At 67.1% G+C, this 18,769-nt stretch carries 16 protein-coding genes and 3 pseudogenes; 7 read left to right on the top strand and 12 right to left on the bottom strand.

From position 1 onward, the window contains the following. Nucleotides 1-16 precede the first annotated feature (16 nt). The 3 genes from CLG85_RS02880 to CLG85_RS02890 all read right to left on the bottom strand — a co-directional run bounded on the left by CLG85_RS02880 (nt 17) and on the right by CLG85_RS02890 (nt 1,311). A complete protein-coding gene (locus tag CLG85_RS02880; protein WP_260348406.1) occupies nt 17-154 on the bottom strand; it encodes a hypothetical protein in 138 nt (45 codons plus the stop codon). 91 nt (nt 155-245) lie between these two features. After that, the gene (locus CLG85_RS02885; RefSeq protein ID WP_260348407.1) at nt 246-407 is read right to left on the bottom strand and encodes a hypothetical protein; all 162 of its coding nucleotides are present in this window, start codon (nt 405-407) and stop codon (nt 246-248) included. A 103-nt stretch (nt 408-510) separates the two neighbouring features. Continuing rightward, nucleotides 511-1,311 carry an enoyl-CoA hydratase gene (locus CLG85_RS02890; protein ID WP_260348408.1) on the bottom strand — a complete coding sequence of 267 codons (801 nt, stop codon included), beginning with the start codon at nt 1,309-1,311 and terminating at the stop codon, nt 511-513. A 54-nt stretch (nt 1,312-1,365) separates the two neighbouring features. On the opposite strand from CLG85_RS02890, the gene CLG85_RS02895 reads away from it, so the two are divergent. Next, complete coding sequence (locus tag CLG85_RS02895) at nt 1,366-1,788, top strand: PaaI family thioesterase (protein WP_095881579.1); 423 nt, start codon at nt 1,366-1,368, stop codon at nt 1,786-1,788. A 7-nt stretch (nt 1,789-1,795) separates the two neighbouring features. On the opposite strand, the gene CLG85_RS02900 is transcribed toward CLG85_RS02895, so the two are convergent. Continuing rightward, the gene (locus CLG85_RS02900; protein WP_260348409.1) at nt 1,796-2,848 is read right to left on the bottom strand and encodes an Ldh family oxidoreductase; all 1,053 of its coding nucleotides are present in this window, start codon (nt 2,846-2,848) and stop codon (nt 1,796-1,798) included. Nucleotides 2,849-3,109: 261 nt separating this feature from the next. Here CLG85_RS02900 and CLG85_RS02905 point away from each other — a divergent pair, with 261 nt between their 5' ends. The 4 genes from CLG85_RS02905 (at nt 3,110) to CLG85_RS02920 (ending at nt 7,661) form a co-directional block, all read left to right on the top strand. Continuing rightward, on the top strand, nt 3,110-3,640 hold the full coding sequence (locus CLG85_RS02905) for an SRPBCC family protein (protein ID WP_095881256.1): 531 nt from the start codon (nt 3,110-3,112) through the stop codon (nt 3,638-3,640). Nucleotides 3,641-3,698: 58 nt separating this feature from the next. After that, a complete protein-coding gene (locus CLG85_RS02910; RefSeq protein WP_095881257.1) occupies nt 3,699-4,184 on the top strand; it encodes a (2Fe-2S)-binding protein in 486 nt (161 codons plus the stop codon). 214 nt (nt 4,185-4,398) lie between these two features. Next, nucleotides 4,399-6,759 (top strand): xanthine dehydrogenase family protein molybdopterin-binding subunit, encoded by a 2,361-nt coding sequence (locus CLG85_RS02915; RefSeq protein WP_095881258.1) that lies wholly within the window; start codon nt 4,399-4,401, stop codon nt 6,757-6,759. A gap of 116 nt (nt 6,760-6,875) precedes the next feature. Then, complete coding sequence (locus CLG85_RS02920; RefSeq protein WP_095881259.1) at nt 6,876-7,661, top strand: FAD binding domain-containing protein; 786 nt, start codon at nt 6,876-6,878, stop codon at nt 7,659-7,661. 74 nt (nt 7,662-7,735) lie between these two features. On the opposite strand, the pseudogene CLG85_RS02925 reads toward CLG85_RS02920, so the two are convergent. The 3 genes and pseudogenes from CLG85_RS02925 to CLG85_RS02940 all read right to left on the bottom strand — a co-directional run bounded on the left by CLG85_RS02925 (nt 7,736) and on the right by CLG85_RS02940 (nt 11,281). Continuing rightward, nucleotides 7,736-9,182 (bottom strand): annotated as a pseudogene (locus CLG85_RS02925) (cobyric acid synthase). Between the two features lie 37 nt (nt 9,183-9,219). Further along, nucleotides 9,220-9,912 (bottom strand): YitT family protein, encoded by a 693-nt coding sequence (locus CLG85_RS27995; RefSeq protein ID WP_446323471.1) that lies wholly within the window; start codon nt 9,910-9,912, stop codon nt 9,220-9,222. A gap of 152 nt (nt 9,913-10,064) precedes the next feature. Next, a pseudogene (locus tag CLG85_RS02940) lies at nt 10,065-11,281 on the bottom strand (NADP-dependent isocitrate dehydrogenase). A gap of 162 nt (nt 11,282-11,443) precedes the next feature. On the opposite strand from CLG85_RS02940, the gene CLG85_RS02945 reads away from it, so the two are divergent. Both CLG85_RS02945 and CLG85_RS02950 read left to right on the top strand, forming a co-directional pair. Beyond that, nucleotides 11,444-11,803 carry a hypothetical protein gene (locus CLG85_RS02945; RefSeq protein WP_095881263.1) on the top strand — a complete coding sequence of 120 codons (360 nt, stop codon included), beginning with the start codon at nt 11,444-11,446 and terminating at the stop codon, nt 11,801-11,803. Between the two features lie 68 nt (nt 11,804-11,871). After that, nucleotides 11,872-13,377 (top strand): methyl-accepting chemotaxis protein, encoded by a 1,506-nt coding sequence (locus tag CLG85_RS02950; RefSeq protein WP_235865326.1) that lies wholly within the window; start codon nt 11,872-11,874, stop codon nt 13,375-13,377. 16 nt (nt 13,378-13,393) lie between these two features. Here the strand turns inward: CLG85_RS02950 and CLG85_RS02955 are convergent, their stop codons facing one another. The 5 genes and pseudogenes from CLG85_RS02955 to CLG85_RS02975 all read right to left on the bottom strand — a co-directional run bounded on the left by CLG85_RS02955 (nt 13,394) and on the right by CLG85_RS02975 (nt 18,750). Next, nucleotides 13,394-14,635: a multidrug effflux MFS transporter gene (locus tag CLG85_RS02955; RefSeq protein ID WP_095881266.1), complete on the bottom strand. Its 1,242-nt coding sequence runs from the start codon at nt 14,633-14,635 to the stop codon at nt 13,394-13,396. 194 nt (nt 14,636-14,829) lie between these two features. Continuing rightward, nucleotides 14,830-15,463, bottom strand: a pseudogene (locus tag CLG85_RS02960) (DsbA family oxidoreductase). A 201-nt stretch (nt 15,464-15,664) separates the two neighbouring features. Continuing rightward, nucleotides 15,665-16,537, bottom strand: a complete 873-nt coding sequence (gene mmsB / locus CLG85_RS02965) for a 3-hydroxyisobutyrate dehydrogenase (protein ID WP_224850000.1) — start codon at nt 16,535-16,537, stop codon at nt 15,665-15,667. Between the two features lie 42 nt (nt 16,538-16,579). Next, nucleotides 16,580-17,611: an enoyl-CoA hydratase/isomerase family protein gene (locus tag CLG85_RS02970; RefSeq protein ID WP_095883139.1), complete on the bottom strand. Its 1,032-nt coding sequence runs from the start codon at nt 17,609-17,611 to the stop codon at nt 16,580-16,582. Beyond that, nucleotides 17,608-18,750, bottom strand: coding sequence for an acyl-CoA dehydrogenase family protein (locus tag CLG85_RS02975; RefSeq protein ID WP_095883138.1), 1,143 nt, complete (start codon nt 18,748-18,750; stop codon nt 17,608-17,610). The genes CLG85_RS02970 and CLG85_RS02975 overlap by 4 nt, the downstream gene beginning before the upstream one ends. Between the last annotated feature and the right edge of the window lie 19 nt (nt 18,751-18,769).

The raw sequence follows: 18,769 nt of genomic DNA on the forward strand, positions 1-18,769 counted from the left end.
CCCCCCCGGCGTCTCCTCACTTTGCCAGCTGCGCGATGCCGCCGATGATGTCCAGGACCGCGCCGGTGTCGGGATCGACGCGGTAGACGTAATCGTCAACGTTGTAGTAGGTCCGGCGCGGGTCGAGCTGGTAGCGGCCCGGATCGCGGATCACGATGTAATTGTCGCGGATTCGCTCGCCGCGGTCGAAGCGGTGAATGTGGACCTCGTCGCGATCGTGATCCCGGTCGCGATCACGGTCATGATCATGGTGGCCCTGCTGGACTTTTTTTGTACTGACCCGGGGGCATGCAGGCCTCGTTCTTCTTGGCGAGGCCCGGCGGGCAGCCCTTGTTGCCGGCGCTGGCGGCCATGGGAGTGACGAGGACGGCGGCCGACAGGGCCGCGAAAGTGAGGGTACGCAACATGCTGCTCTCCTGTACGTGGTGCGGAGTTATACGCAGACAACGCGCGGCTCCGCCGCATGAGTTCCCGAAAACCCGGCGAGATCAGCGGCTTTCCGCCACAGGTTCATGTGCTCCAGTTGGGCTTGCGCTTGTCGAGAAAGGCGGCGATGCCTTCGGCAGTGTCGTGCTCGAGCATATTTTCGACCATGACCTGTCCGGCCAACGCATAGGCCTCCTCCAGCGGCAGCTCTGCCTGGGCGTAGAAGGCCTGCTTGCCGATCTTCACCGCCTGCGGCAGCTTCGAGGCGACGCTTTCCGCCAGCGCCAGCGCCGCGGCGGGAAGCTCGGCTTCGGGGACCACGCGGTTGATGAGCCCCATGGCCTGCGCTTCGCCTGCGGGGATGAACCGGCCCGTGGTGAGCATCTCGAAGGCCTGCTTGCGCGGCAGGTTGCGGGTCAGCGCCACCATGGGCGTCGAGCAGAAGAGCCCGATGTTGACCCCGTTGACGGCAAAGCGCGCATTCTCGGCGGCCACGGCCATGTCGCAGCTCGCCACCAGTTGGCAGCCGGCGGCGGCAGCGATGCCGTGGACCTGCGCGATCACCGGCTGGGGCAGGCGGGTCAGCCCGGACATCACCTTGGCGCAACGGGCAAACAGGTCGGCGAAATAGCCCGCGCCCTTGTCCTCGGCCTGACGCCCGGCCTGCATCTCGCGCAGGTCGTGGCCGGCGCAGAAGACCTTGCCTGCGCCCGAGATGACCACGGCGCGGATCGTCTGATCCTGGCCGAGCGGGTCGATCTGCGCCTGCAGCGCCGCCAGCATCGCATCCGACAGCGGGTTCAGCCGCTCCGGGGCATTCAGCCTCAGGTGTGCCACCGGCCCGGTGTCGTGACGTTCCAGAATTGCCATCTTGTCCTCCTCCATCCTCGCGGGCAGCCTAGCCAGCAAGGAAGAGGGGCGAAAGAGGCGGGAGGTCGCATGGCGCTGCAGTTCACCATTCCGGAGATGACCGGGTTCCTGAGAGAGGTCTTTCCGCAGATCGAGGGCATGTTTGCCATCGATCGGATGGACGAGGAGCTGCTGGTGATGCGGCTGATCGTGGACGAGCAGCACCTGCGGCCCGGCGGAACCGTCTCGGGCCCGTCGATGTTCGCGCTTGCGGATGTGGCGGCCTATGTGGCGACCATGGCGCGGATCGGGCGCGAGGCGCTCACCGTGACCACCCATTGCTCGATCGACTTCATGCGCAAGCCCGAGGCCGGGCGCGACCTGCTGGCCGAGGCGCGGGTGCTGAAGATGGGCCGCAGCCTCAGCGTGACCGACGTGCTGCTCTACTCGGAACACTCGGACGATCCGGTCGCCCATGCCTCGCTGACCTACGCCATTCCGCCTCGGCGCTGAGCGCGGCTCAGAGGGGCTCGGGGAAGGCCAGACCGGCTTCGGCAGCGCAGGCGCGGATGCGGGTGAGCACCTCGTCGGGCAGGGCGATGCCCTCGCGGCGCGCGCGCTCGGCGGCCGAGGCGGCACGGTCGCCGGGGATGCGCACGGGGCGCGCGGGATCGATCGGGCGGCTGGCCCGGCAGGCCTCGTTCAGATGCGCGACCTGCGCCACGAAGGCCTCGTGCCCGCCAAAGGCCGCGGGGTCCATCACCTGCAGGAAGACATTGGCGCCCCAGCGGGTCGGCGCCTCGACCCGGCCATGGCCAGCCAGCGCCTGCGTCAACATCTCGACCATCAGCCCCATCGCAAAGCCCTTGTGACCGTGGTCCGCGCCACCCACCGGCAGGATCGATCCCTTGGGCTGCTGGTTGATGACGGTAGGGTCGGTGGTGGCGTGGCCCTCGCCGTCCAGCATCCAGGGATGCGCAAATTCGGTGCCGGAGTTAATGTGCTCGCGCACCTTCGACAGCGTGGTGATCGAGGCGCAGGTGTCGATCAGCACCGGATGGTCCTTGCCCGGGTAGCCGACCGCCCAGGGGTTGGGGGTGAGCAGCGGCTCGCAGCCTCCGTAGGGCGCCACCCATTGGCCCGAGGGATCGGAGGTGGCGATGTAGCACACGTAGCCCTTCTCGGCGGCGATGCGGGTCAGCGCCGAGAGGCAGCCGATGTGATGGCTGCGGCGGATCGCCATGGCGGCCATGCCATACTCGGCGGCGCGCGCCATGCAGGTCTCGAGCGCGCGGGTCATCACCCAGTGGCCGGGCAGGTAGTTGCCGTCCCAGAGCAGGGTGACCCTGTTGTCGGCCAGCACCTCATGTTCGCCCTCCTTGGTCATCAGGTCCTTGGCCAGCTCAGGCAGGTAGTAGGAGACCATCGATATGCCATGGGTGGTGACGCCGATCTCGTCGGTCTGGATCAGCAGCTCGGCGACGGTCTCGGCCTTCTCGGGCGGCAGGCCAGCGCCGGCCAGCAGGTTTCGGGCGAGGGTGAAAAGCGCGGTGCGGTCATAGGTCTGGGTCATGCGGGTGTTGTCGGATGGGTCTGACCCCACGTCAATCACCCAAATGCGACCGCGCGGATTTTTCCCGCGCTTGCGGAGGCATGCCCGGCGCGTGCCGCCTCAGACGGGGGTTGCGAAGTTGCGAAATCGGCGCGATCCTCCGCACTGAACACGTCATGCCGCGACCGGGCATAGAGGGGGGGGGGACCGGCTGCGCCTTTGGTCTAATAGGCGCGGCGCCACTTCCTGTTAGTCTGGGAGCTGTCAGAGAGGACATTAGCCATGCAGATGAGCGATACACGGGTGATCAAGGCCCCGCGCGAGGTGGTCTGGGCCGCGATCCTGAACCCCGAGGTGCTGAAGGCCTGCGTGCCTGGCTGCACCGAGCTGACCGGCACGCCCGAAAAGGGGTTCGAGGCCACGGTGGTGCAGAAGGTCGGCCCGGTGAAGGCAACCTTCAAGGGCACCGTGAGCCTGTCGAACATGACCGAGCCCGAGGCGGTGACGCTCTCGGGCGAGGGCAAGGGCGGTGCCGCGGGCTTCGCCAAGGGCGGAGCGGACGTGCGCTTCGCCGAGGTCGAGGGCGGCACTGAGCTGACCTACGAGGTCGATGCCAAGGTCGGCGGCAAGCTTGCGCAGCTCGGCAGCCGGATCATCGACGGCTTTGCGAAGAAAATGGCCGACCAGTTCTTCACCAACCTGCAGGACGCCGTCGAAGGGCCCAGCGAGGCCGACGAGGCGCCTGTGGCCGAGGGGGACGCCGGTGAAGAGGGCAAGAAAAAGGGATGGTTCAAGCGGATGGTCTCGGGCTGACGCCCGTGCCACAGTGCAACCAACCGAAAACCGATCAGTCATCCCAGGGAGGGAACGTATGACCAAGGTAACGATGACGGTGAACGGCAAGGCTGTCAGCAAGGAGGTCAGGGGCAACATGCTGATGACCGAGTTCCTGCGCGACGAGCTGCATCTGACCGGCACCCACGTCGGCTGTGACACCTCGCAATGCGGCGCCTGCAACATCCACGTCAACGGCGAGACCGTGAAGGGCTGCACCATCTTCGCCGCCGAATGCGACGGCGCCGAGGTGGGCACCATCGAGGGGCAGGCCAATGCCGACGGCTCGCTCAACGTGATCCAGCAGGCCTTCCAGGACCACCACGGGCTGCAGTGCGGCTTCTGCACGCCGGGCATGGTGATGTCGGCGGCGACACTGCTGAAGGAGAACCCCAAGCCCACCGAGGCCGAGATCCGGCACTATCTCGAGGGCAACATTTGCCGCTGCACCGGCTACCACAATATCGTCAAGGCGATCATGGCAGCCAGCGGGCAGGATGTAAGCACCATCGCCGCCGAGTGATCTCGGCACCGCGGACCCCTGGGGGACCCCGCGCATCCACGAAAATCTGCGAACGATACAGTCTACGAACGATAGAGTCTGCGAACGATCCGGTGGCGGTTGGGAGGCCGCCGACGGAACAGGGAGGACCGGCGGAAGCGAACCCCGCCGGCTGGAGAGTTCGAGGCGGGCCGGGCGCGGCCCAAGCCCGCCGGCATATCAGGGAGGAGACCCCATGCCGAAGGATCATGGCATCGGAGCGGCCCAGAAGCGGCGCGAGGACGTGCGCTTCCTGACCGGGGCCGGGAAATATACCGACGACATCAACGTCTACGGGCAGACCTACTGCCACTTCCTGCGCTCGGACGTGGCGCATGGGAAGATCACCAGCATCGACACCAGCGCCGCCGAGGCAATGCCCGGCGTGGTGCGGATCTTCACCGGCAAAGATTTCGAGGGCATCGGCGGGCTGCCCTGCGGCTGGCAGGTGACCGACAAGAACGGCGATCCGATGAAGGAGCCGCCGCATCCGGTGCTCGCGCAGGGCAAGGTGCGCCACGTCGGCGATCCGATCTGCGCGGTGATCGCCGAGACCCTGGACCAGGCCCGCGACGCCGCCGAAGCGATCGAGCTGGAGATCGAGGAGCTACCGGCCGTCGTCGACATGCGCGCCGCGCTGGAGAGCGGCTCGGCACTGGTGCACGACGAGCTGACGGACAACCTCTGTTACGACTGGCAGTTCGGCTCCGACCAGGCGGCGGTGGACAAGGCTTTTGCCGATGCCGCCCATGTCACCACTCTGGAGCTGGTCAACAACCGCCTTGTCGCCAACCCGATGGAGCCCCGCGTCGCAGTGGCCGAATATGCCCGGGCCAATGACGAGAGCACGCTCTACACCACCTCGCAGAACCCGCACGTCATTCGCCTGTTGATGGGCGCCTTCGTGCTGGGCATCCCCGAGCACAAGCTGCGCGTGGTCGCCCCCGACGTCGGAGGCGGCTTCGGCACCAAGATCTTCCACTACGCCGAAGAGGCCTTCGTCACCTTCGCGGCGCGGCAGATCAACCGGCCGGTCAAGTGGACCTCGACCCGCTCCGAGGCCTTCATGTCCGACGCACATGGCCGCGATCACGTGACCAAGATCGAACTGGCGCTGGACGCCGAGAACAACTTCATCGGGCTGCGCACCGACACGCTGGCCAACATGGGGGCGTACCTCTCGACCTTCTCGTCATCGGTGCCCACCTGGCTGCACGGCACGCTGATGGCGGGGAACTACAAGACCCCGGCGATCCAGGTGAACGTGAAGGCGGTGTTCACCAACACCGTGCCGGTCGATGCCTACCGCGGGGCGGGCCGGCCCGAGGCGACGTTCCAGCTCGAGCGGCTGGTGGACAAGGCGGCGCGGGAGCTGGGCGTCGATCCGATCAAGCTGCGCCGGCAGAACTTCATCGAGAGCTTCCCCTACGCGACTCCGGTGGCGGTGGAATATGACACCGGCGACTACGTGGCAACGATGGACAAGCTCGAAGAGATGATCGACGTCCCCGGCTTTGCCGCGCGCCGCGCCGAGAGCGAGGCGAAGGGCAAGCTGCGCGGACTCGGCGTCAATTGCTACATCGAGGCTTGCGGCATCGCGCCGTCGAACCTCGTGGGGCAGCTCGGCGCACGGGCAGGGCTTTACGATGCGGCGACGGTGCGGGTGAACGCCACCGGCTCGATCTCGGTCATGGTGGGCGCGCACAGCCACGGGCAGGGGCATGAGACCGCCTTCCCGCAGGTGGTCGCAGACATGCTGGGTATCGATGAGAGCATGATCGACATCGTCCACGGCGACACCTCGAAGATCCCCTTCGGCATGGGCACCTACGGCTCGCGCTCGCTGGCGGTCTGCGGCTCGGCCATGGTCCGCGCCACCGAGAAAATCATCAACAAGGCCAAGAAGATCGCGGCGCACCTGATGGAGGCCTCGGAGGGCGATATAGAGCTCAAGGACGGCATGTTCACCGTCGCGGGCACCGACAAGTCGGTGGCCTGGGGCGATGTGACCCTCGCCGCCTACGTGCCGCACAACTACCCGCTCACCGAGATCGAGCCGGGGCTGGAGGAGACCGCCTTTTACGATCCGGCCAACTTCACCTATCCCGCCGGAGCCTATGCCTGCGAGGTAGAGGTCGATCCCGACACTGGCAAGGTCACCATCGAGCGTTTCGCCGCCGCCGATGATTTCGGCAACGTGGTGAACCCGATGATCGTCGAGGGGCAGGTGCATGGTGGCATCGCCCAGGGCATCGGCCAGGCGCTGCTCGAGAGCTGCATCTACGATGCCGACGGCCAGCTCCTCTCGGCAAGCTACATGGATTACGCCATGCCGCGGGCCGGGGACGTACCCTTTTACATGGTGGACCACAGCTGCGCGACGCCCTGCACCCACAACCCGCTTGGGGTGAAGGGCTGCGGCGAGGCCGGGGCCATCGGCTCGCCGCCCGCCGTGGTGAACGCGGTACTCGATGCATTGAACCATGCCGGGCATGACGTGGCGCATATCGACATGCCCGTCTCGCCGCACCGCGTCTGGAAGGCCATGCAGGGATGATCCTTTTCCCCGGCGCAGGCGCTTGCATCTTGCGCCGGGGAGGGTGAGTATTCGACGAAATATGAAAGGGATGAGGGGCGCCGGACCGCCCCGGACCCTTCCGCAGGAGGACGACGATGTACAGCTTTGACGTTGTAAGACCCAAGAGCGTGGCGGATGCCGTTGCCGCGCTCGGCGAGGAAGAGGCGCAGGCGCTCGGGGGCGGGCAGACGCTGATCCCCTCGCTGAAGCAGCGGCTCGCGGCGCCCGCCGTTCTGGTAAGCCTTGCCTCCATCGACGAGATCAAGGGCGTGTCGAGCGAAGGCGGCACCTTGAAGATCGGCGGCGGCACGACCCATGGCACCGTGGCACGCGAAGTGGCCTCGAGCTACCCGGCGCTGGCGGCCATGGCCGGAAATATCGGTGATCCGGCGGTGCGCAACCGCGGCACCATCGGCGGCAGCCTTGCCAACAACGACCCGGCGGCCTGCTACCCGGCCGCGGCGCTGGCCTCGGGCGCGACGATCGTCACCAGCAACCGCGAGATCGCCGCGGACGACTTCTTCGAAGGGCTGTTCACCACCGCGCTCGAAGAGGGCGAGATCATCACCGCGGTGCAATTCCCGATCCCCGAGAAGGCCGCCTACATCAAGTTCGAACAGCCGGCATCGCGCTTTGCGCTGGTGGGTGTGTTCGTCGCCAAGTTCGCCGATGGCGTGCGCGTTGCGGTGACCGGTGCCTCGGAAGACGGCGTGTTCCGCTGGACCGAGGCCGAGGCGGCGCTTTCGGGCGATTTCTCCGCCGCGGCGCTCGACGGGCTTTCCGTGCCGGCGGACGGTCTGATGACCGACCTGCACGGCTCGGCCGCCTACCGAGCCCACCTGATAGGTGTGCTGACCAAGCGGGCCGTCGCGCAGGCGTGAATGCACGCGATGCACCCGAGGCGCCTTCCGGGAAACCGGGAGGCGCTTTTTCCTTGGGGCCCGCCCCGCGCAGGCTATCGCGCCAGCGCCAGCAACCCTTCGACGTCGAGATGTGCCTCCATGTGGTCGGCCAGCGTGTCGAGCACCGTCTCCACCTTCGCCTCGTAGCGGGTGTCGCTGCGCGCCACGCCGAGCCCCTCGAGCCACGTGCCGCGGAAGGCGTCATCGGCGAAGAGCCCGTGCAGGTAGCTGCCGGTGATCCGCCCGTCGCGGGAAATCGCGCCATCGGGTGATCCGTCGATGACCGCGAAGGGGCAGCCGCAGTCGGGGCCCTCGGTGCGGCCTATGTGGATCTCGTAGCCCTCCAGCGGCAGGCCGCTGGCGACATGCTGCGCGCGTACCCGCGTGAGGCGCTTCTCGGCAGTCATCACCGTGTCGACCTCGAGCAGGCCGAGGCCGGGATCGCTGCCCGCCGGGCCCTCGATGCCTTCGGGGTCCGAGATGCTTCGGCCGAGCATCTGGTAGCCGCCGCAGATCCCCAGCACGTGCCCGCCGCGCCGCACGTGCGCGGCTAGATCGACGTCCCAGCCCTGCGCCCGCAGGAAGGCGAGATCGCCGCGCGTCGACTTGCTGCCCGGCAGGATCACGAGGTCGGTGTCGCCGGGGATCACCTCGCCCGGGCCGATCATGGAAAGCGACACGCCCGGCTCCTGCGCCAGCGGGTCGAGGTCATCGAAATTGGCGATCCGCGAGAGGGCGAGGCAGACGACCTTGAGCCCACCGTCCGGCGCGCGGCGCGGCAGGTCGAGCGCGTCCTCGGCAGGCAGAAGATGCGCGTCGCGGAACCATGGCAGCACGCCGAAGCCGCGCCAGCCGGTGGTCTCGGCGATCAGCGCGTAGCCATCGTCAAACAGGCGAGGATCGCCACGGAACTTGTTGATCAAAAAAACCTTTCACCAGTGCCGCGTCGTCGGGCGCGATGACAGCCTGCGTGCCCACCACCTGCGCGATCACCCCGCCGCGGTCGATGTCCCCGGCCAGAACCACGGGCACATCCGCCGCGCGGGCAAAGCCCATGTTGGCGATGTCGCGGGCGCGCAGGTTGACCTCGGCGGGGCTGCCGGCGCCTTCGACCAGCACCAGATCATGCGACGCCTTCAGGCGCTCGAAGCTCTCCAGCACGCCCGCCATGAGCCGCTCCCTCAGCCCGCCGTAGTCGCGCGCTTGCGTGGTGGCGATGCGCTTGCCCTGCAGGATCACCTGCGCGCCCATGTCGGTCTCGGGTTTCAGCAACACCGGGTTCATGTCGGTCACCGCCTCGAGCCCGCAGGCCCGCGCCTGCAGCGCCTGCGCCCGGCCGATCTCGCCGCCATCGGTCGTGACGGCGGCGTTGTTCGACATGTTCTGCGGCTTGAAGGGGGCGACCTTGATCCCCCGGCGCAGCGCCGCGCGGCAGAGCCCGGCGACCAGCATCGACTTGCCGACGTTCGAGCCGGTGCCCTGCAGCATCAGCGCGGGCATTCGGGGCCTCCGGCAATGCGGGGAACGTCAAAAGAAATCATGGGACCTGCCGTGCTGTGTCGGACCCAGTCATGCCATCGCGAGGTTCCGGGAACCAGCGCCAATGCAACCTCAGGAGCGCGCGATGTACCGATCGCGGCGGTGGTTGATCGCTATGAGCGCGTTGAGGATGATCGCTCCCAGCAGCGACCAAAGCACCTGCATCGGCGCAAAAAACAGGAACGACGAGGCGAAGACCAGCAGGTCGAAGCCAAGCTGGATGTAGCCCGCCTTGATCCCGCGCGTGTCCTGCAGCCAAAGCGCCACGATGCCGACCCCCCCCAAGCGTCGCGCCATGGCGGAAGAGCGAGAGCAGCCCGAGCCCGGCGCAGACCCCGAAGAGCGCGGCGGCCAGCGGCTCCGAGACCTCGACGTGCATCGCCGTGGGCATCAGGTCTACCATGCTCGACATCAGCACCACCGAGATGAAGCTCTTGATGGTGAATCGCCAGCCGAGCTGCTTCACGGCAAGGATGTAGAAAGGCGCGTTGAGCAGGAAGAAGAGCAGGCCGAAGCGGATCCCCGTGGGCTCTCCCAGAACCAGGGCGAGGCCAGCGATCTGTCCGGTGAAAAGCCCCGAGGCGCGCAGGAACTGGATCCCGAGGGCGACCAGCGTCGTACCGACGAGGATGCCGTGGACGTCTTCCCACAGCGTATGGCGATCTGGAGGGGGGCTATCGAGGAGGAGCATGGGACAGGAATGCTGACCTTTATGCGCAAGGTCAAGAGGGCATTCGCTGCAGCGCAGCGTCAGCAGGGAGGGTTGCTTGGAAAAGAGGCAGGAACGAAAAGGGCCGGCCCCTCAGGACCGGCCCAAATTTTTCAGGCACTTGGATACCGGCGTTACACCGTGCCGAGCGCCTTGTTGAGGTTCTCGTCGACTTTCTCGAGGAAGCCCATGGTGGTGAGCCACTTCTGGTCCGGCCCGACAAGCAGCGCGAGGTCCTTGGTCATCCAGCCCGATTCCACGGTCTGAACCACCACCTTCTCGAGCGTCTCGGCGAAGGTCATGAGCTGCGCGTTGGCATCGAGCTTGGCGCGGTGCTTGAGGCCGCCGGTCCAGGCGAAGATCGAGGCGATGGAGTTGGTCGAGGTCGCCTGGCCCGCCTGGTGCTGGCGGTAGTGGCGAGTGACCGTGCCATGCGCCGCCTCGGCTTCGACGATCTTGCCATCGGGGGTCATCAGCTGCGAGGTCATCAGCCCGAGCGAGCCGAAGCCCTGCGCCACGGTGTCGGACTGCACGTCGCCATCGTAGTTCTTGCAGGCCCAGACGAAGCCGCCGTTCCACTTCATGGCGCAGGCCACCATGTCGTCGATCAGCCGGTGTTCGTACCAGATTTTCTTCTTCTTGAACTCGGCCTCGAATTCTTCCTCGAAGACCTTCTGGAAAAGGTCCTTGAAGCGCCCGTCATAAGCCTTGAGGATGGTGTCTTGGTCGACAGGTACACCGGCCAGCCCATCATGAGGCCATAGTTGAACGAGGCCCGGGCAAAATCGATGATCGAGCTGTCGAGGTTGTACATCGCCTGGTAGACGCCGGCGGAGGGGGCCTGATAGACCTCCTTCTCGATCACCGTGCCGTCCTCGCCGACGAATTTCACCGTCAGCGTACCGGCGCCGGGGAAGGTGAAATCGGTGGCCTTGTACTGGTCGCCGAAGGCATGGCGGCCGATGACGATAGGCCTCGTCCAGCCGGGCACCAGGCGCGGCACGTTGCGGCAGATGATCGGCTGGCGGAACACCACGCCGCCGAGGATGTTGCGGATCGTGCCGTTGGGCGAGCGCCACATCTTCTTGAGGCCGAATTCCTCGACCCGCGCCTCGTCGGGGGTGATCGTGGCGCATTTGACCGCGACGCCGATCTCGCGGGTCTTTTCCGCCGCATCGATGGTGATCTGGTCCTCGGTGCGGTCCCGCTCCTCGATCCCGAGATCGTAGTAGAGCAGATCGACGTCGAGGTAGGGCAGGATCAGTTTCTTCTTGATGAAGTCCCAGATGATCCGGGTCATCTCGTCCCCGTCCATTTCGACGATGGGGTTCTCGACCTTGATCTTCGACATGGGTGTCCCTTTCGCTGGCTGAGTCGGCTGCGCCGCATGTAGCGCGTTTCCCGCGGTGTGGAAAGGTTGGTATGCAACCGTATACCGCCACGTCGTTCACTTCGTCGTATTTTCCCTGCTCGATTAGCAAAATCGAAAACCTTCGCCGCCTATAGAGGCGTCATGAGACAGAAAGCTGAGGATTTCATGACCGCGCTCCTGCTGGCACTCGTGCTCTGTATCCTCTTTGGCGCCGGGCTCTTCGCGATCTTCGGCACTGGGACCGCGCCGCAGGGGGCACTTTCCGTATCGCTGCCCGGGGCGCTCTCGGGCGTCGTCCTGGTCATCGCACCGCCCTGGGGTCAGGGCGCCGCGGCGCTCGTGACAAGGGCCGGGGGCCGGCAGATCGGCCCGGTCTCGGCCCCCTTCGGAACATTCGCCAGCTTCGACGGCCCGGCCCCCGTGGACCGGCTTCGGGACCTTGGCGCCTGGGCCGCGCGGGATGCCGGCGCGCTGGCCACCATCTGCGGAGTCCGGCCATGACGATCAGGGCCCTGAATTCCCTCTCCTCCGCCCTGCAGGCGCGCGTACGCGCCCTGTCGGAGCGAACCATGCTGTTTCTGCTCGGGATCATGCTGCTCCCGATTTTCGTGGTCACCGATCTCTACCTCGGCCGGGTCATGATGCCGAGCACGGGCGTCGCCGTCGTGCTGCTGGCGATCGCCGGGGCCGCGATGCGGCTGCAGAGAGGGCTGACCGACTACGTGCTCGCCGCTGTTGTCGTCGCCGAGGCGGCGGTCCTAACCGCCGCCTACCGGCTGCACCCCTGGCAGCTCGACACGCATATGATCTACTTCGTGATGCTCGCAGGGCTGTCGATCCTCGGCCGCGTCCGCGTGCTGCTTTTTGGCTGCCTGCTGGTCGCCATCCAGCATCTCGGTCTCGTGCTGCTCATGCCCGCGCTGGTCTTTCCCTCGACCGACCTCCTCGAGAACCTCATGCGGGTGCTGCTGCACGGTGGTATCGTCATTATGGAAGGGCTGATCCTGACCCTGGCGATCCTGCAGCGGAACGCGGGCCGCCAACGGCTCGCCGAAAGCGCCGAACGCCTCGCCGACGAAAGCCACCGCGCGGCCGAGGCTCAGGTGCGGGCCGAGGCCACCGCGCAGCTCACACAGGACCTCGTCGCGCGGTTCTCCAAGCATTTCCACGCGCTCGCGGAGAGGGATCTCGATTGCGCCCTGAACGAGCCAATGGAGGGGGTCTTCGAAGCCCTCAGGCAGGATTTCAACCGCGCGCTTTCGCAGTTGCAGGACGCGCTCGGCAGCGCGCGGCGCACCGCCGAAGGGGTCGATGAAGAGGCCGGGGCGCTCGAGCAGGTCACCGGCGATCTGTCGCTGCGCAGCGAGCGGCAGGCGCAGGAACTCAGCACCGCCGCCAATGGCATGGCCGATGTCACCGGTGCCCTGCGCGGTACGGCGTCCCGCGCGGGCGAGCTCTCGGAACAGGCCCGGCTGGCGCGGGACAGCGCGGAAGAAGGCGGCACAGTCACCGATCGCGCCATCGCCGCCATGCAGCTCATCGAGCAGAGCTCCTCCGAGGTGGGCAAGATCATCGACCTTATCGACGACATTTCCTTCCAGACCAACCTGCTCGCCCTGAACGCCGGAGTCGAGGCTGCCCGCGCCGGGGAGTCCGGCAAGGGTTTCGCCGTGGTCGCCTCGGAGGTCCGTCAACTCGCGCAGCGCACTTCCGAAGCCGCGGCCGGCGTGAAAAAGCTGATCCTCGACAGCGAGGAGCAGGTGTCCGAAGGGGCGAAACTGGTGAACGAGGCTGGCGGGCGGCTCTCGACCATCGTCACCGCGATCAGCACGGTGAGCAACATGATCTCCGAGATCCGCGATGATGCCAAGGGCCAGTCGGAGCGGCTCGCGACGCTCTCCGAGGCCGTTTCGCGCCTCGACAGCCAGACCCAGGAAAGCGCCGCCCTGAGCGAGGAGATGGCGGCCATGGGCCTGCGCCTGCGCGGTCACGCCCGCGATCTGGCCCGTGACATGGCGGTGTTCCGGCTCTCGGCAAGCGACAGCGCCCCGGCGCAAACACGGCGCCGGGCCTGAGAGCTGGGGCGCGACCTCAGCGACCCGCGCGCGCCTCGATCCTCTTGAGGCGCAGCATCAGCAGGAAGGCCAGGCTGACCTCGATGAAGACACCACAGGCCAGCGGCAGCGGGGTTCCGTTGAACATCAACCCGACGGGCACCGCGAGCCCCACGGCGATCACCGTCGACAGGGCCCCGAGCAGCGATGAGGCGATCCCGGCGATATGCCCGACCGGCTCCATGGCGATGGCATTCACATTGCCCATGGTCAGCCCCATCATGAAAAAGACCGAGACCTGCCAGACAAGAAAGACCGCAAAGCCGGGCGCCCCGCTCAGCCCGCTTGCGAAGATCAGCGTCGCGATCCCCGACAGGACGATCTGCATCAGCAGGACCGCGGTCACGATCCGCCGCATCCCAAGGCGCCCCACGAGCTTGGCGTTGACGAAGCTGGCCGAGGCCGAAAAGACCGCCGCCCCGCCGAACCAGAGCGGGAAATAGGTCCCTTGGCCATAGCTGACGTCGTAGATCTGCTGCACCGAGGAGATCATCGAGAACATGCAGGCCGCCACCAGCGCCTGCACGCCGATCGACACCTGGACCACCGGGTGAGCCATCAGCTCCTTGGTCGCGGCCCAGAGCGGGCCGGCGCGGAACGGCCGGCGACGCTCGCGCGGCAGCGTCTCGGGCAGGCGCATCGTCATCCAGAGGGCGATGACCGAGGCGAAGACGACAAAGGCAAGAAAGACCCCGCGCCAACCTGCCACGGCGATGATCAGCGTGCCGATGCTCGGCGCGACGGCTGGAAACAGGGTGAAGACCATCATTACGAAGGACATGATCTGCGCCATTCCGCGCCCGGCATAGACGTCGCGCACGATGGCCAGCGCCACGACCCGCGGCCCGGCCGCGCCGAGCCCCTGCAACATGCGCGCTGCCAGAACCAGCTCCAGCGTGTCCTCGCCCGCGGCGAGCAGAGCCGCGACGATATAGATGGCGATGCCGCCAAGGATCACCGGTTTGCGCCCAAATGTGTCGGACAGCGGCCCGGTGAACAGCGTGCCGATCCCCATGCCGAAGACGAAGCTGGTCACCACCAGCTGCGCCCGGTTGAGATCGTCCGGCGTAAGCTCCTCGCCGATCTGCGGCAGGGCGGGCAGCATCGCATCAACAGAAAAGGCGATGGTCGCGAACATGGCCGCAAGCAGGGCGATGAATTCAAAGCGGCCGGGGCCCTTGGACGCGCGCGGCGCGGCTGCGGGATCGGAGGAGGTCATGGTCATCAAGGTCTCGACAGAAAACCCCCGCGGCCCCGGGGGACGCGAGGGGAGGGAGGAGAGGGGCGTTCCGCTCTGACCTAGCGGCAAATGTGGCGTAGCGGAACCCGCCGCGCGACCCGATCCCCGCACAGAGCGCCCGCGCCCCACGCACAGGCGTAGGCAAGAGCCCGCCGTGGTTGCCGCGGGCCCGCTCAGACCTGGGCGCGAATTTCCTCGATCACCCGCAGCCAAAGCTCGGTCGGCTGGGCGCCGGGCACCGCATGTTGGCCGGCCACCACGAAGGTCGGCACCGCCTGCACCCCCATACCGCGAGCCGAGGCGTCCATCTCCTGGATTTCACGCCGGTCGGCGTCGGAAGCCAGCAGCCGCTGAACAACCGAGCCGTCCATGCCGGAGCTGTCGGCGATATCCGCCAGAACCTCGGCCTCGCCGATGTCGCGCCCGTCAACGAAATAAGCGCGGAACAGCGCGGAAACGACCGCCGTCTGCACGCCTTCGACCCCCGCCCAATGAATGAGCCGATGCGCGTCAATCGTCGAGGGCGTGGTCTTGATCTTGTCGAGATTGATCTCGAGCCCGGCGTCCGCGGCCCTGCCGGCGACGGGCATATAGGCCTGCACTGCACCCTCCTTACCGCCGAATTTCGCCTCGAGATAGGCGCGGCGGTCCATGCCCCCCCACGGGCATTTCCGGGTTCAGCATGAAGGGACGCCAGCGGATGGTGAAGGGATGGTCCGGCTGCTCCAGCAGCGCGCGGTCCAGAAGGCCCTTGCCAATGTAGCACCAGGGGCAGATCGGGTCAGAAAATATGTCAAGCGTGGTCATGAAAAGTCCGTCCTTTGCCGCCTCATAACAGGCAGGACGCGGCTTGGCGACAGGCTCCAGCCCAGAAATAAAGCATTTCGGCTCCCCCCGAAACACCCCAAGCGCGCCGCCCCCGGATGATCCCCCATCTTCTTCTAGGTGCAAATATCCCGGGGGTGAGGCCGCAGGCCGAGGGGGCAGCGCCCCCTCGAGCGCCACCTCTCAATCGCGCCCGCGCGCCTCGAACCGCGGCAGCATGGCCGAGAAATCCCGGCCGCGACCGTCCTCGTCCTCGACGAAGGCCCTGTAGAGCTCCAACGCCCGCGCGCCCATGGGCGTGTCGGCATCCGCCGCCTCCGCCGCCTGCTGCGACAGGCCAAGATCCTTGAGCATCAGTTCGGCGGCGAAACCGGGTTTGTAGCCATTATCTGCGGGCGATTGCGGGCCAACCCCGGGTGCCGGGCAGTAGGCGTTCATCGACCAGCTGTAGCCCGACGAGGTGGAGACCACGTCGAACATCGCCTCGCGCGACAGCCCCAGCTTGTCGGCCAGCGCAAAGGCCTCGCAGGTGGCGATCATGGTGACCCCGAGGATCATGTTGTTGCAGATCTTCGCCGCCTGTCCGTTGCCCGAGGGACCGCAGTGCACGGCCTTCTGCCCCATGATGTCAAAGAGCGGTTTGGCGGTGGCAAAGGCCTCCTCGGAGCCGCCGACCATGAAGGTCAGCGTGCCTGCCGCCGCGCCGCCGATGCCGCCCGAGACCGGCGCGTCGAGCGCACCGAGGCCGGCGGCCGCGGCCCGCTCCGCCACCGCGCGGGCGCTCTCCACATCCACTGTCGAGCAATCGAGCAGCACCGCGCCGGGCGCCATCGCCGGGAGGATTTCCGCCGCCACGTCGCGCAGGATCGCGCCATTGGGCAGCATGGTGATCACCACCTCGGCGCCCGTTGCCGCCTCTGCCGCCGATCCCGCCTGCGCGGCGCCCGGGACAGTTACCCCCGCCACGTCAAAGCCGGTCACCTCATGGCCTGCCGCGATCAGATTCGCCGCCATGGGCGCGCCCATGTTGCCCAGCCCGATAAAGCCGATTTTCATATCTGTCTCCTCCCCTAAACTCCGGTGCCCGATGCCATAGGCTCAGAGCGCCAGCTCGTCCTCTCCCAGCGGCGCCAGCAGTGCCGCAACCCGCTCCTCCGGCACGCCGCCGAGCGGCAGGCTCCAGCGCGGAGTGCGGTCCTTGTCGATAAGCTGCGCGCGCACCCCTTCGAGGAAATCGCCCTGCTGCATGATACGATGCGCGACGCGGTACTCCTGCGCCAGCGCCGCCCTGATGTCTTCGGGCGCCCGGCCGAGCCGGTCCAGCATCGCCAGCGTGACTGCCATCGAGAGCGGCGAATTGCGCCGAACCTGCTTCAGCGCCGCCTGCGCCAGGTCGCTCTCGGCCGAGGCCAGCGCCGCCTCGATCGCCCCGAGGTCACCAGAGGAATAGAGCGCGTCAATCTCGGCTTGCGCCTGCGCCATCGGGCTTGCCGGGGCAGGGCGCGCGGCCTCTTCCAGCGCCGAGACTTCGCCGGTCTCGATCAGCCGGTCTTTGACCAGCGGCCAGCTCTCCTCGGGCATGAAGAGATCGGCAAACCCCGCGTGGATCGCATCCCCGGGCCCCATCCGCGCGGCGGTCAGCGCGAGATGCGCGCCGAGCCTGCCCGGCGCCCGTGCCAGCAGGTAGGAGCCGCCCACGTCCGGCACGAATCCGATGCCGCATTCGGGCATGGCCACCTGCGCGCTCTCGCCGACCACCCGGTGCGAACAATGCCCGCCAAGCCCGACACCGCCGCCCATGATGAACCCATGCATGAAGGCAACGATAGGCTTGGGGTATGCGGCGAGCTTGGCGTTCATCCGGTACTCGTCGGCCCAGAAGCGGCGGCCGAAGTCCAGGTCACCGCCGAGCCCGCGTCGGTACATTTCCGCGATGTCGCCCCCGGCGCAGAAGGCGCGCTCGCCTGTCGCGTCGAGGATCACCAGCGCCACCTCCGGGTCCTCGGCCCAGGCGTCGAGCGCCTTTTCGGCCTCGAGGCACATCTCCCAGCTCAGCGCGTTGAGCGCCTTGGGACGGGTGAGGGTGATATGGCCGGCGCGGCCGGTCTTGCGGGTCAGGATATCGGTCATCGGTTTCCGATCAGGCTGCGCGCGGTGATCAAACGCATGATTTCATTGGTGCCCTCGAGGATCTGGTGCACCCGCAGATCCCGCACCAGCTTCTCGATCCCGTAATCCGCCAGATAGCCGTAGCCCCCATGAAGCTGCAGGCACTGGTCGACCACCTTCGAGCCCGCCTCGGTGACGAACTTCTTGGCCATGGCGCAGAACTTGGTGGCATCGGCGGCGCCGGTGTCCAGCTTCCAGGCCGCCTGGCGCAGGAAGACGCGCGCCGCCTGCAGCTCGATCTCCATGTCGGCAAGCCGGAACTGCAGGGCCTGGAACTGGTCGATGCTGGTGCCGAACGCCTTGCGCTCGGCCATGTAGCCCAGCGTGGCATCCAGCGCCGCCTGCGCCGCGCCGAGCGAGCAGGCCGAGATATTGAGCCGCCCGCCGTCGAGCCCGGCCATGGCATAGCGGAACCCCTTGCCCTCCTCGCCGAGGAGGTTGCCGAGCGGCACCTCGCAGCCGTCGAGCTGCACCTGCCGGGTCGGCTGGCTCTTCCAGCCCATCTTGTCCTCGAGCCCGCCGAAGCTGAGCCCCGGCGTGCCATCCTCGACGAGGATCGCCGAGATGCCCCTGGGCCCGTCCTCGCCGGTGCGGCACATGACCAGATAGGCGTCCGAATAGCCGCCCCCCGAGATGAAGGCCTTGGTGCCATTGAGCCGGTAGCTGTCGTTGCTCTTCTCGGCCTTCGTGCGCAGCGCCGCGGCGTCCGAGCCGGAGCCCGGCTCGGTCAGGCAGTAGGACAGGACCTTCTCCATCGTCAGCGCCCCTGGCAGTACCCGTGCCTTGAGCTCACCCGAGCCGTAGGCGTCGATCATCTTGGCGCACATGTTGTGGATCGACAGGAAGGCCGCCACCGAGGGGCAGGCCATGCTGAGGGCCTCGAAGACCAGCGTCGCGTCGAGCCGGGTCAGCCCCGAGCCGCCGCTGTCCTCGGACACGTAGAGCCCGCCGAAGCCCAGTTCTGCCAGCTTCGGCCAGAGATCGCGCGGGATCGTGCCCGCCGTTTCCCAGTCGCGGGCGAAGGGCGCGATATGCTCCTGCCCGAAGGCCTTCGCCATATCGAAGATCGCCTGCTGCTCCTCGCTCGGTGCAAACTCCATGGGGCCTCCCTTTCCCGAT

The organism is Alloyangia mangrovi, from assembly GCF_002300555.2.
Classification (GTDB): Bacteria; Pseudomonadota; Alphaproteobacteria; order Rhodobacterales; family Rhodobacteraceae; genus Salipiger; species Salipiger mangrovi.